Here is a 12,668-nt window from a genome sequence, read left to right on the forward strand (position 1 = left end):
ACGAATATTGCGTACACCCACTCACCCTGTGGGAGCGGGCTTGCCCGCGAAGGCGGTGGGTCAGTCGACATTGATGTTGAATGTGAGGGCCTCTTCGCGGGCAAGCCCGCTCCCACAGGGTCATGCAGTGGCTTGCGCGGTGAACCACTGCATCACCGCCCCGCAGGCGGGATGCGCGGCGGCCGAGGGTTGCAGGCACAGCGAGTAAATCCCCCGGGTCTTCAGCGGCTCACCAAACGGAATCACCAGTTCGCCGCGCTGGATCGACTCGCCTGCCAGGGTCATGTCGGTCATCGCCACCCCCAGGCCACGGGCGGCGGCATCGAGGGCCAGTTCGTCGAGGTTGAAGGGGATATGCCGATAGTCCTGCAACGACAGGCCGCCGTTGGCCGACAGCCAGGCCTGCCAGTCATGTTGATCGGAAGAGCGGTGCAACAGGGCGAACCCCGATAAATCTTCCAGCGACGTCATTGGCCGGTCAGGGTTGCCCAGGCCCGGCGCGCACACCGGCACCAGGGCCTCCTCGAACAGGGTCAAGCAATCGGGCGCTGTGGATGGCTCGGGCAGATAGAGAATGTAGGCGTCACTGTCACTGGCCGGCTCAACCACTTCGGTGGCCACAGTTTCAATTGCCAGGGATACGTCCGGGTGATGCCGGTAGAAATCGCTCAGTTTGGGCAGCAGCCAGCGCACCGCCAACGACACATGCATGCGGATGCGGAACGGGCGTTCCTGCGGCGCGAGCCGCTCTTCGAGGGTCCGTAACTGTTCGAGGATGCTGCGGGCGCTGGCCAGTACCTGTTCACCCTCTGAGGTCAGTTGAATACTGCGGCTGCTCCTGACAAACAGCGGCACGCCAAAGTGGCTCTCCAACTGCTGGATCTGTCGGCTCACGGCGCTTTGGGTCAGGCAGAGCTTTTGCGCCGCCTGGGTGAAGCTGCCTGACCCGGCGACCTCGACCAAGGCCTGCAAGCCCTGCAGCGAGGGCACGTGGCGAATTTTATCCATGCGTTTTCAGAATGCCTTGATGATTTAATAACGTTGGTTGTCCGCGTTTTGACCCTTTAGATTCTAGCCATTGCCACCGTACTCGAAAACCACTCATGCGAATCCTGCATGCAGTGTTGCTTTGGATCGAGACGGTCGGCAGAACAAGAACCTGAGGTGACGCATGGAAAATATCTGTGGCTGGATTGCGCAAGCGGGGAGGTCTCCGTTGCGCGATCCGCTCAAAGGCACGCAACACGCCGACTGGCTGGTGATCGGTGGCGGCATCACCGGCCTCAGTGCGGCGCACGCTCTGGCGCAAATGCACCCCCAGGCCCGCATTGTGGTCGTTGATCGCCAGCGGGCTGCGCAGGGGGCATCGGCGCGCAACTCCGGTTTTGTGGTGGCCCACGAGCATCCCGCCGCTGGCGAACTGGTGGGTAGCGCCGGGTTTGCCGGGTATCAAGTGGATACGGCCATAGGCCGCGCAGCCGCCGACGAAGTCCGCAAGCAGATCACCCGCCATGGCATCGAGTGCGACTTCAGGGAATCGGGCTATTTCTTTGCCGTCAGCGATCCACGCAAGCTGACCCAGGTCGAGGCCAAACTGCAGACCCTGCGTGCCGTTGGCGCCAGCGCACATTTTTTGCAGGGCCAGGCATTGATCGAGAAACTCGGCAGCCGGCACTACCGCGCCGCGATCTGGTGCGGTAACGGCAATGCGCTGCTGCAACCGGCGAAGTACGTGAAGGGCTTGCTCGACGCCTTGCCGCAGACAGTGACGGTCTGCGAGAACACCGACATCACCGGCCTTGAGCGCCTGGGCGACGGGCGAATTCGCGCCCGGGGCCAAAATGGCTGCGTCGAGGCCAGGCAAGTTTTGGTCTGCCTCAACGCCTTTGTCCCGCGCGCGGGTATCGATGACAGCGGCACATTTGCGATGGAACTCAGCGCCAGCCTCACGCGGCCGCTCAGCGATCAAGAGTTTCAGGCCATGGGCGCGCCTGCGTCCTGGGGCGTGCTGTCGACCCGCCCGTTGGGCGCCACGGTGCGCCTGACGCCGGATCGCCGGGTGATGATCCGCAACACCGCGGAATACCGCTCCCGGGATCTGTCCCTGGACGAACTGTCGACCCGCCGCCAGCACCATGTGCTGGGGTTGCAGCGGCGGTTCCCGATGCTCGGCGAGCAGGACATCGAATACACCTGGACCGGCCACCTCAGCGCTTCGCGTTCCGGGCAAGCGTATTTCGCCAAGGTCGAGGAGGGCGTTTTCGCCGTGGCCGGGTGCAATGGCTCCGGCGTGGCGCGGGGCACGCTGTGGGGCCGCTTGCTGGCGGAGTGGGCCTCGGGTCGCGAATCGCCGCTGCTGCACTCGGTCATCCAACGGGCGCAGCCCGGCTGGCTGCCGCCCAAGCCGTTGCTCGATATCGGTGCCATGCTGCGTATGCGCGTGGAAGCGGTCCGGGCCAGAAGCGAAATCTGAAAACACCCGTTTAACGACAAGAACAAAAGCACTTCCCATCGAAGGTGATTCAACATGCGCGTCAATACGCTTTCCCTTGTGGCCCTGATCTCGACCTTTTGCGCCGCGGCTTATGCCGACGAAACCGTCAACATTTCCAACTGGAACGGCTACATCGCCGACGACACCTTGCCCAGCTTCACCCAGGCAACCGGGATCAAGGCGACCTACGACATCCACGACAGCAACGAAGTGCTGGAATCGAAGCTGATGACCGGCAACACCGGTTATGACGTGGTCAGCCCGTCGAACCACTTCCTGTCGCGCCTGATCAAGGCCGGGGCCATCCAGAAACTCGACAAGAGCCAGCTGCCCGACTGGAAGAACCTTGACCCGGCGTTGATGAAGAAACTCGAGGTCAACGATCCGGGTAACCAATACGGCTTCCCCTACATGTGGGGCACGGCGGGTATCGGTTACAACGTCGAGAAGATCAAGGCGATCTTCGGCAACACCGACGTCACCCATTCCTGGAGCCTGTTCTTCGACGAGAACAACATCAAGAAACTCAGCGAGTGCGGTGTGGCGATCATCGACAACCCGACGCAGATCCTGCCGATTACCCTCAATTACCTGGGCTTGCCGCCCCACAGCCATGAGCCGGCCGATTACAAGAAAGCCGAGCAGGCCCTGCTGAAGATCCGCCCATACGTCCAGTATTTCCACGCGTCCAAGTACATCAGCGACCTGGCCAACGGCAACGTCTGCGCGGTGATCGGTTTCAACGGCGACATCGTGCAGGCCGCCGCCAGCGCCAGGGAAGCGAAGAACGGGATCGATATTGCCTACTCGATCCCGGACGAAGGTTCCACGCTGTGGCTCGACATGGTGGTCATGCCCAAGAGCGCGCCCCATGAACACAACGGCTATGCCTACATGAACTACCTGTTGCAGCCGAAGGTGATCGCCAACATCAGCAACAGCATCCATTACGCCAACCCCAACAGCGCAGCGGATGCCTATGTCGACCCGGCGGTGAAGCAGGACCTGGCGATTTATCCGCCGAAAGCCGTGATGGACAAGCTGTTCACCGTCGAGGACTTGCCCGCGGCCATCGCACGCCTGAGCACGCGTTTGTGGACCAAGCTGAAAACCAATACCTGACCGACTCAGGCCAGCATCGACATCAACCCGCCCTGACGGTCCAGCCTGGCCAGGTCGTCGAAGCCGCCGATGTGCGTGTCGTCGATGAAAATCTGCGGCACGCTGCGGCGGTTGCTGCGGCTGAGCATTTCTTCGAATTTGCCTGGCTCGCGTTGAATGTTTATCTCCTGCATCGCCGCGCCTTTGCTGGCCAGCAAGGCCTTGGCGTTGCGGCAATAAGGGCAGGTGTCGGTGGTGTACAGGGTCACGGTTTTCATGGTGGATACTCCGTCGTTCAAGTCATTCAGGCGTCGATGGCCGGGAAGTCGATGTCGGTCAGCACAGCGTTGTTCAGGTAGTTGGTCAGCGTCTGCGCAGCCACGTGGGCAATCACTTCAACGATCTTGCCGTCACCGATACCGGCAGCACGGGCAGCGGCGATCTGTTCGACCGTCAGGTGGCCACGGCTTTCGGTGACCTGGCGGGCGAGGGTGGCATAGGCGTTGAGTTCACCCTGACGCGCGCTGAGGATGTCCTGGCCTGACAGCCCGGCCTTGCCGGCGAACAGCGTGTGGGCCGCCAGGCAGTAGTCGCAGCCGTTGACCTGCGAAGTGGCGAGGGACACCGCTTCTTTCTCCGTGGCGCTCAAGGACGTCTTGCCCAGTGCGGTCGAGTTTTGCAGGTACGAGGCCAACACCGCCGGGGCGTGGGCCAATACCTTGAATACGTTGGGCAAAAAACCGATTTTCTTCTGCACGCCTTCCAGCAGCGGGCGCGTGGCGTCGGTGGCGTGTTCCAGGCTGATCGGGGCAATGCGGGTCATGGTGATACTCCGTGGTGTAAAGCGCGGAATGCGCTGGGTACGGAGCTGATGTTAGGGAGAGTGCTTGGCTTGTTGGGTGCAAATCGTCGAGGATATGCGACAGATCGTCCAGAACTGCCCTCGGGAGCCTTGTCATGGATCGCTTGTCCACGTTGCTCACACACTTTGGCGTCAATGCCGGCACGTTCCATAGCGGTACGTTTTGCGGTACTGCCGCCTTCGACGGCCAACAGGTCGGCGGTCATTTGCACCTGCTTCAGGCGGGTGAGTTGCTGCTCAGGTTGGGGGATCAACCGGATCTGCAACTGACCGAACCGACCCTGATCTTTTTCCCCCGGCCCTATCGGCATCGCCTGCTCGCTTCAGAAGCGGCCGGCACGCAACTGGTCTGCGCGACCCTGGATTTCGACGGCGGTGCGGGCAATGCCCTGGCGGCGGCACTGCCGGATTACCTGGTGCTCAAGCTCGATGAAATCCCGGCGCTGGCCGGGACCCTGGAATGGCTGTTCAACGAGGCGTTTGACGGTACGTGCGGGCGTGAAGCGGTAATGGACCGGTTGTTTGAATTGGTGGTGATTCTGTTGCTGCGGCACATTCTGAGTACGGGTGGCCAGCAACCCGGCATGATGGCCGGCCTCGCCGATGCGCGCCTGGCGCGCCCCCTGAGCCTGATGCATCAAACCCCGGCCAAGGCCTGGAGCGTGGCCGAACTCTCGGTCGCCGCCAACATGTCGCGGGCCAGTTTCGCCGAACATTTTCGCCGGGTGGTCGGGCAGACGCCGGTGGATTACCTGGTGAGCTGGCGCATCAGCCTGGCGCAGAAACGCTTGCGCGAGGGCCGGCCGATTGCGCTGATTGCCGAGGAAGTCGGTTACGAAAGCCCCTCGGCGCTGGCTCGGGCGTTTCGGCGCAAGACAGGGCTCAGCCCACGGGAGTGGAAGGGCAACTGACCACCGCCTATCCCCTTTGTGGGAGCGGGCTTGCTCGCGTATGCGGTGTATCAGTCGATCTCATAGGTGTCTGACACTGCGCCTTCGTCGGAACGCCGCCCGGAGCAAGCCCGCTCCCGCAGGTTTTGCGGTTGCCTACGTGTGCATCAGAACTTGTACGCCTGCCGTCCTACCAGCAGCCATTTGCCGTTCTGCTTTTGCCAGATCTGCAAGTTTTCGATTTCGGTGGGCACCACTTCGGTGCCTTTGAGCGCTTGCGCCGAGAAGTGGTGGCGGACCAGCGCGACATCGCCCGAGAGGGTAATGGTCTGGTTCTGCATCTCCAGGGTCTTGAAGGCACTTTTGCCGGTTTCGATGTCGGCGATGAATGCCTGCTTGTCCTGGATCTTGCCGCTGGAATGCCCGTAGGTCAGGTTCTCGGCGGTCAAGGCGTTCAACTCCGGGATGTCTTTGTGCAGCATGGCCTGGGTCAGGTGGTCGACCGCCTGGGCCACGTCCTTGTCCGCTGCAGCCGGGGCGGCAGCGACGTAGCCGCTGAACAGGCACAGAAAACCAATCAGCACTGTTGCTTTTTTCATGGGTGTTTCCTTGTTGTTGTAGGGATAGCACGAAGATTGTTTGAATATTCATCAGACATCGTACAACCTATCATGCGGTGGAGGGAAAAAGCGAACTTGCCCGGCGACCGCATGTCGTAAAAAGGACAATCTGTGGGAATAGCCTTCAACTCCTGCTCGAACCCGTCGATAACCTCTTCAAGCGTGCCATCCGCGCAGGGTAAACCCCGTCGCCAAACGTGCCAGAGAGGAACCACAGAGTGTCCATAAAACTGCGTTTAATATTGCTGATCGGCACCGGATTGCTCACTGCGTTGATCATGAGCCTGGTCAGTTACCTGGGGAACGCCCGGATGGCCGAGGCCGTGGACGACAACAATGTCAGCATGGCCGCGCTGCGCAATCACCTCGAAGCCGACATGATGCACGACGCTTTGCGCGCCGATGTGTTATCGGCCATGTTGGTGGGCTTGAACAAAAGCACCAGCAGCAAGGCCGAGGTGCGCAGTTCCATCGAAGAGCACACCCGACGCTTTCGTGAAGTGCTCGGGGAAAACCTCAAGCTGCCGGTCCACGACACCATCAAGGCCAGTCTGAACAAGATCAAGCCGAGCATCGACACCTACATCAGTGCCGCCGAGCGCATCGCCGGGCTGGCGCTGGAAAACCCGGAAGCCGCGCAACAGGAACTGGGCACGTTCAACAACGCCTTCAGCCAGCTGGAAGACCAGATGGAAGCCCTCAGCGAGTTGATCGAAAGCAACACGCAACAGACCAGCCAGGGCACGGCGCAAGCCATCAGCAACGCCAACCTGACCCTGGGCGGCATGCTGATCGCCAGTTTGTTGTTGCTGCTGGCCCTTGGGCGTTCGGCGATCCTGAGCATCATGGGCCCGCTGCAAACCGCCAGCCGCATTGCCCAGGGCATCGCTCATGGCAACCTCGGTGAGCCGATTGTCGAGCCCACCCACAAGGATGAAGCCAGCGCATTGATTCGTAGCCTGGCAACCATGCAGCGGGATTTGCGCGGCATGATCGAGGTGGTGCGCAGCAATGCCCACGGCGTCAGCGGCATGAGCGAGCAACTGAGCAATGGCTGCCATGAGGTGGCCGGCAGCAGCCAGCAGCAAAGCGCGGCAGCCAGCACCATGGCCGCGGCTGCCAGCGAAATGACCGCGAGCATCGAGGAAATCACCCGGCATGCCGAGCGGGCGCTGGACATGGCCAATCAGGCCGAGGCGTTGGCCAAGGACGGCGGCCGGGTGATCCACCAGGTGGTCAACGACATGGACGGCATCGCGCGTTCGGCGCAGCACTCGGCGCAGGTGATCCGCACGCTGGACAAAGAGTCCGAGGGGATTTTCAGCATCATTCAAGTGATCAAGGGCATCGCCGACCAGACCAACCTGTTGGCGCTGAACGCCGCCATCGAAGCCGCCCGAGCCGGCGAGCAGGGCCGTGGTTTCGCCGTGGTGGCCGATGAGGTCCGCAGCCTGGCGGGGCGCACCAGCGCTTCCACCCAGGAAATCGCCAGCATGGTCGCACGCATCCAGCAAAGCACCCGCGAGGCAGTGATCAGCATGGAGGAGGGCGTGGCCCAGGTCGACAAAGGCATGGCGGTGACGGCCGATGTCGAGCGCGCCATTCGTGAAATCCTCGACGCCACGCTCAACACCACGCAACTGGTCAATGACATCAGCCGCACCATCGGCGAGCAAAGCCTGGCCAGCAACGAAATTGCCCATCAGGTGGAGATGATTGCCGGCATGTCGGAAGGCAACAGCAAGGTGATCGGGCAAACGGCTTCGACCACCGATGAATTGTCCAGCCTGGCGGGGCAGTTGGCGCAGTCGGTGGATCGGTTTCGGCTTTAAAGCTGCAGAACACCGTAGGAGCTGGCTTGCCAGCGAAGAGGCCGGAAGGATCGATGCACAATTCAAGGCCGCCTTCGCTGGCAAGCCAGCTCCTACAGGTCAGGGGTTAAAGGTATTTGTCCGTCACAGCCCCCTCCGAAGCACTGGACACTGTCTTCGCATACTTGGCCAGCACTCCGCGTTTGTACTTGGATGGCGGCCGCACCCAATGCGACTTGCGCTCGGCCAGCACCGCCTCGGAAACATCCACGGTAATCTGCCGGGTTTCAGCATCGATGATGATCCTGTCGCCATTCTCGACCAGCGCAATCGGCCCGCCCTCAAAGGCTTCCGGCGTGATGTGACCGACCACGAAACCGTGGGAGCCGCCGGAAAAACGCCCGTCGGTAATCAGCGCCACATCCTTGCCCAGGCCCTTGCCCATGACCGCCGACGTCGGCGAGAGCATTTCGCGCATGCCCGGCCCACCCTTGGGGCCTTCGTAGCGGATCACGATCACTTCGCCGGGCTGCACCTCGCCATTGAGAATGCCGGCCAGCGCACCTTCTTCGCCGTGATAGACCCGCGCCGTGCCTTCAAAGCGCAGGCCTTCCTTGCCGGTGATCTTGGCCACGGCGCCGGTGGGCGAGAGGTTGCCGCGCAGAATGACCAGGTGGGAATCCTTTTTGATCGGCTGGTCGAAAGGCCGGATCACGTCCTGGCCGGCCGGGTAATCGGGCACGCTGGCCAGGTTTTCCGCCAGGGTCCGGCCAGTGACGGTCAGAACATCGCCGTGCAGCATGCCGGCATCCAGCATGCGCTTCATCAGCGGTTGAATACCGCCGATGGCCACCAGTTCGCTCATCATGTATTTACCGCTGGGGCGCAGGTCGGCGACCACCGGAGAAATCTTGCCCAGCTCGACGAAGTCATCCAGGGTCAGCTCGACATCCACGGCATTGGCCATGGCCAGCAGATGCAGCACGGCATTGGTCGAGCCGGCGAGGGCGATCACCACGCGGATGGCATTCTCGAAGGCTTTGCGGGTCATGATGTCGCGAGGCTTGAGGTCGAGCTTGAGCAGTTCCATGACCTGCTGGCCGGCGCGGAAACTGTCCGAGGCCTTGTCGGCGCCGATGGCGTCCTGGGAGCTGGAGCCGGGCAGGCTCATGCCCAATGCTTCAATGGCCGAGGCCATGGTGTTGGCGGTGTACATGCCGCCACAGGAACCGGGGCCGGGAATCGCCACTTCCTCGATCTGCTTGACCTGTATCTCGCTGATATCGCCCCGCGCGTGCTGGCCCACGGCCTCGAACACGGAAATGATGTCGGTATGGCCGGCCCCCGGCTGGATGGTGCCGCCATAGACAAAGATCGACGGGCGATTCAGCCGCGCCATGCCGATCAGGCACCCCGGCATGTTCTTGTCGCAGCCGCCGATGGTCACCAGGCCGTCGAAGCCCTCGCAACCGGTGACCACTTCGATGGAGTCAGCGATCACTTCGCGGGACACCAGCGAATACTTCATGCCTTCGGTGCCGTTGGCGATGCCGTCGGAAATGGTGATGGTGTTGAAGATCACGCCCTTGGCACCCGCGGCATTCGCGCCTTTTTCGGCTTCGAGCGCCAGCTTGTCGATGTGCATGTTGCAGGGCGTGACCATGGCCCAGGTCGAGGCGATGCCGACCTGCGGCTTGCTGAAGTCTGCATCGGTAAAGCCCACGGCCCGCAGCATGGCGCGTGCCGGTGCGGCTTCCACGCCGTCGATCACTTGAGAGGAGTACTTGCGCAGATCGTCTTTGTCGCTCATGACAATTCCTCAAAGTCTCACCAGGGAAACCCGATGAGTATAGTCCCCCCTCCGCCGGTGCCTGTAGCCGTTGCCTCCCGTAGGAGCTGGCTTGCCAGCGAAAGCGCCCGATTGGTCAATACACGGCTCAAGACCGCCTTCGCCGGCAAGCCGGCTCCTACAGACCCATGGCGCGCGGGTAAGCCTTGTCGTGATATTCTTCGCGCCAACTTGGTTTGACCTATTCAGTTGGCGTGTCCTCGAGACGTGCCGGCAGAATCACTGTCGCTCAAGTAGCTGAAGCCAATAAAGATAAAAAGTCAGTTCAGAAGGGACATTAAAACTGGGGTCGACGCGGTTCGTCGGCCTTGTGTGCCCACCCTGCAATCCTTGAGTGCCGCACCCGTGACTGCCGTGAAACACGGGGCTGTGCACGTGAGGATGGAAGGGCGGATGGCGTTTTATCATAGGTGCTACAGATGTTTAAGAAAGTGAACACGGCCCTGTTGGGGCTGGCGTTGTCGATGGGGATGACTTCCGTCCACGCACAAGAGGCAAAGAAAGTCGATGTGTTGCTGATTGGCGGCGGCATCATGAGTGCGACCCTGGGTGTGTGGCTCAATGAGCTGGAACCCGGCATGTCGATGGAAATGGTCGAGCGCCTCGACGGCGTCGCCCAGGAAAGCTCCAATGGCTGGAACAACGCCGGTACCGGTCACTCCGCCCTGGCCGAGCTGAACTACACCCCGGAAGACGAGAACGGCAAGGTCTCGATCCAGAAGGCCGTTGAAATCAACGAAGCCTTCCAGATCTCCCGCCAGTTCTGGGCCTGGCAGGTTCAGCAAGGCGTGCTGAAGAATCCGCGTTCGTTCATCAACTCCACTCCGCACATGAGCTTCGTGTGGGGCGATGACAACATCAAGTTCCTGAAAAAACGCTACGAAGCCCTGCAGGCGAGCCCGCTGTTCGCCGGCATGCAGTACTCCGAAGACCCGGCTGTGATCAAGCAGTGGGTGCCGCTGATGATGGAAGGGCGTGACCCGAACCAGAAGATCGCGGCCACCTGGAGCCCGATCGGCACCGACATGAACTTCGGCGAAATCACCCGTCAGTTCGTTGCGCACCTGCAAACCACACCGAAGTTCGACTTGAAGCTGTCCAGCGAAGTGCAGGACATCACCAGGAACGAAGACGGCAGCTGGCGCGTCAGCTACAAAAACCTGAAAGACGGCAGCAAGACCGAAACCGACGCCAAGTTCGTGTTCATCGGCGCCGGCGGCGGTGCCCTGCACCTGCTGCAGAAGTCCGGCATTCCTGAAGCCAAGGAATACGCAGGCTTCCCGGTAGGCGGCTCGTTCCTGGTGACCGAGAACCCGACCATCGCCGAGCAACACCTGGCCAAGGCCTATGGCAAGGCTTCGGTGGGTGCACCGCCAATGTCGGTTCCACACCTGGACACCCGCGTGCTGGACGGCAAGCGCGTGATCCTGTTTGGCCCATTCGCGACCTTCAGCACCAAGTTCCTGAAAGAAGGCTCGTACCTGGACCTGCTGACCACCACGACCACGCACAACGTGTGGCCAATGACCAAGGTCGGCATCAAGGAATACCCGCTGGTCGAGTACCTTGCAGGCCAGCTGATGCTGTCTGACGAAGACCGCATGAACGCCCTGAAAGAATACTTCCCGAACGCCAAGGCCGAAGACTGGCGCCTGTGGCAAGCCGGCCAGCGCGTGCAGATCATCAAGCGTGACGAAGCGGCCGGTGGCGTGCTGAAACTGGGCACCGAGATTGTTGCTTCGCAAGACGGCAGCATCGCCGGCCTGCTGGGCGCCTCCCCAGGCGCTTCGACCGCCGCACCGATCATGCTGACCGTGCTGCAGAAGGTGTTCAAGGACAAGGTCGCGACCCCTGACTGGCAGGCAAAACTGCACCAGATCGTGCCGAGCTACGGCACCCAGCTGAACGCCAGCGCTGAGAAGGTTGCTGAAGAGTGGGCCTACACCGCCAAGGTGCTGGAGCTGACTCCGCCACCCGCGGTGATTGCGCCGGCTGTGACTCCGGTGACTGTCGATACGGCTGTGAAGGCGCCGAAGGCTAATGCTGCGAGTGATATGGCTCTGTAAAAGGATGCCTCACCCGTAATGGTGAGGCGTTTGAGTCACTTGGAGCTGTAATGAAAAACCCGCTGAACCAGTAATGGTAGGCGGGTTTTTTTATGGTTTTTTGTGAGGGGCGGAACCCACCAGATGACATGTGGGTTTTCGAAATCAGTTCAATTAGCAATTTACTCAATGTATTTAAGATATGTTCCAAATATCATTAGAGCAATGCTTAGTAGCCAGCCTAAACCCCATGAAATAACCAGCATTCGCTTCAAGTCGTTTGGGAATTTTTCGACATCCGTAGCATCCACAATTCCTCTCTTTACGGAAAGTGCTGGCATTATTAGAACCATGGTAAGAACGCCGCTGCGCAGAACTTTTCCGATAATTCCCATGTGAAAAAATGCAGACTTGTTAACTTTTACGAAATGACTGTTTGGTAGCAATGCTTCCGCTTTTTCGGTGTAGGCTTGCACGATGTAAACTAGCCATATCGCTACAAGCGTTAATGGGCCCAGTATAAATAGTGCTATCAGACCGAGAGGGATATTACTCATTTTTCTATCGTTTCATACAAGAATTCACCAACGCGTTCACCCACCATTTCTCCGAGTAAACCACCTTCTATTCCTCCTACTGCGCCGCCAACTACACCGCATGCGATTGCGCCGGACCCGCCACTTGCGATCCCTAACACTAACATGCACCCCACGATAGCCGCTTGTCCTGCAAAACCTCCTATTACGCCTCCACCAACAAGGCTTCCCGCCAAAGAAGATCCCTCAACATACTTGGCCTTCGTACACTCATCCTCCCGCCCCAACGCACATGCTTGCCGGATACTCAGCCCGGCTGAAGCAACGTCCAGCGCGACGCCAATATAGGCCCCTCGCTTGATCAGCTTCGCCGCCCTGGCCACGCCGCTGACTTTTTGTGCATAACCGGCAATCTCCCCGGTGCTCATGTAGCTCTTGGTCGAAATCCCCAGCATGCGTT

The 12,668-nt window shown here is 60.5% G+C and carries 12 protein-coding genes and 1 pseudogene; 6 read left to right on the forward strand and 7 right to left on the reverse strand.

Features of this window, described 5'->3' with window-relative positions; translation table 11 throughout:
• Positions 1-120: 120 nt before the first annotated feature.
• Entirely contained in the window at positions 121-1,008 is an 888-nt protein-coding gene (locus PMI31_RS19900; RefSeq protein ID WP_008020120.1) for a LysR substrate-binding domain-containing protein, read from the reverse strand.
• 163 nt (positions 1,009-1,171) lie between these two features.
• On the opposite strand from PMI31_RS19900, the gene PMI31_RS19905 reads away from it, so the two are divergent.
• Both PMI31_RS19905 and PMI31_RS19910 read left to right on the forward strand, forming a co-directional pair.
• On the forward strand, positions 1,172-2,473 hold the full coding sequence (locus PMI31_RS19905) for an NAD(P)/FAD-dependent oxidoreductase (RefSeq protein ID WP_008020121.1): 1,302 nt from the start codon (positions 1,172-1,174) through the stop codon (positions 2,471-2,473).
• Between the two features lie 54 nt (positions 2,474-2,527).
• Positions 2,528-3,616, forward strand: coding sequence for a polyamine ABC transporter substrate-binding protein (locus tag PMI31_RS19910; protein ID WP_008020122.1), 1,089 nt, complete (start codon positions 2,528-2,530; stop codon positions 3,614-3,616).
• 5 nt (positions 3,617-3,621) lie between these two features.
• On the opposite strand, the gene grxC is transcribed toward PMI31_RS19910, so the two are convergent.
• Entirely contained in the window at positions 3,622-3,873 is a 252-nt protein-coding gene (gene grxC / locus PMI31_RS19915; protein WP_008020123.1) for a glutaredoxin 3, read from the reverse strand.
• 26 nt (positions 3,874-3,899) lie between these two features.
• Positions 3,900-4,418: a carboxymuconolactone decarboxylase family protein gene (locus tag PMI31_RS19920; protein ID WP_008020124.1), complete on the reverse strand. Its 519-nt coding sequence runs from the start codon at positions 4,416-4,418 to the stop codon at positions 3,900-3,902.
• Between the two features lie 134 nt (positions 4,419-4,552).
• On the opposite strand from PMI31_RS19920, the gene PMI31_RS19925 reads away from it, so the two are divergent.
• Positions 4,553-5,368: an AraC family transcriptional regulator gene (locus PMI31_RS19925; RefSeq protein ID WP_008020127.1), complete on the forward strand. Its 816-nt coding sequence runs from the start codon at positions 4,553-4,555 to the stop codon at positions 5,366-5,368.
• 146 nt (positions 5,369-5,514) lie between these two features.
• Here PMI31_RS19925 and PMI31_RS19930 read toward each other — a convergent pair whose 3' ends face one another.
• On the reverse strand, positions 5,515-5,946 hold the full coding sequence (locus tag PMI31_RS19930; RefSeq protein WP_008020128.1) for a nuclear transport factor 2 family protein: 432 nt from the start codon (positions 5,944-5,946) through the stop codon (positions 5,515-5,517).
• Positions 5,947-6,185: 239 nt separating this feature from the next.
• Here PMI31_RS19930 and PMI31_RS31920 point away from each other — a divergent pair.
• Positions 6,186-6,695, forward strand: a pseudogene (locus PMI31_RS31920) (MCP four helix bundle domain-containing protein); the annotation flags it as partial.
• A gap of 450 nt (positions 6,696-7,145) precedes the next feature.
• The gene (locus tag PMI31_RS31925) at positions 7,146-7,799 is read left to right on the forward strand and encodes a methyl-accepting chemotaxis protein (protein ID WP_443217025.1); all 654 of its coding nucleotides are present in this window, start codon (positions 7,146-7,148) and stop codon (positions 7,797-7,799) included.
• 106 nt (positions 7,800-7,905) lie between these two features.
• On the opposite strand, the gene ilvD is transcribed toward PMI31_RS31925, so the two are convergent.
• Entirely contained in the window at positions 7,906-9,588 is a 1,683-nt protein-coding gene (gene ilvD, locus PMI31_RS19940; protein ID WP_008020131.1) for a dihydroxy-acid dehydratase, read from the reverse strand.
• Between the two features lie 458 nt (positions 9,589-10,046).
• On the opposite strand from ilvD, the gene mqo reads away from it, so the two are divergent.
• Positions 10,047-11,693: a malate dehydrogenase (quinone) gene (gene mqo, locus PMI31_RS19945; protein WP_008020132.1), complete on the forward strand. Its 1,647-nt coding sequence runs from the start codon at positions 10,047-10,049 to the stop codon at positions 11,691-11,693.
• Positions 11,694-11,854: 161 nt separating this feature from the next.
• On the opposite strand, the gene PMI31_RS19950 is transcribed toward mqo, so the two are convergent.
• Both PMI31_RS19950 and PMI31_RS19955 read right to left on the reverse strand, forming a co-directional pair.
• Positions 11,855-12,229 carry a hypothetical protein gene (locus tag PMI31_RS19950; protein ID WP_043302509.1) on the reverse strand — a complete coding sequence of 125 codons (375 nt, stop codon included), beginning with the start codon at positions 12,227-12,229 and terminating at the stop codon, positions 11,855-11,857.
• A complete protein-coding gene (locus tag PMI31_RS19955; protein ID WP_238539303.1) occupies positions 12,226-12,663 on the reverse strand; it encodes a hypothetical protein in 438 nt (145 codons plus the stop codon). The genes PMI31_RS19950 and PMI31_RS19955 overlap by 4 nt, the downstream gene beginning before the upstream one ends.
• Positions 12,664-12,668: the final 5 nt, after the last annotated feature.

Source organism: Pseudomonas sp. GM55, from assembly GCF_000282395.1.
Classification (GTDB): Bacteria; Pseudomonadota; Gammaproteobacteria; order Pseudomonadales; family Pseudomonadaceae; genus Aquipseudomonas; species Aquipseudomonas fluorescens_CC.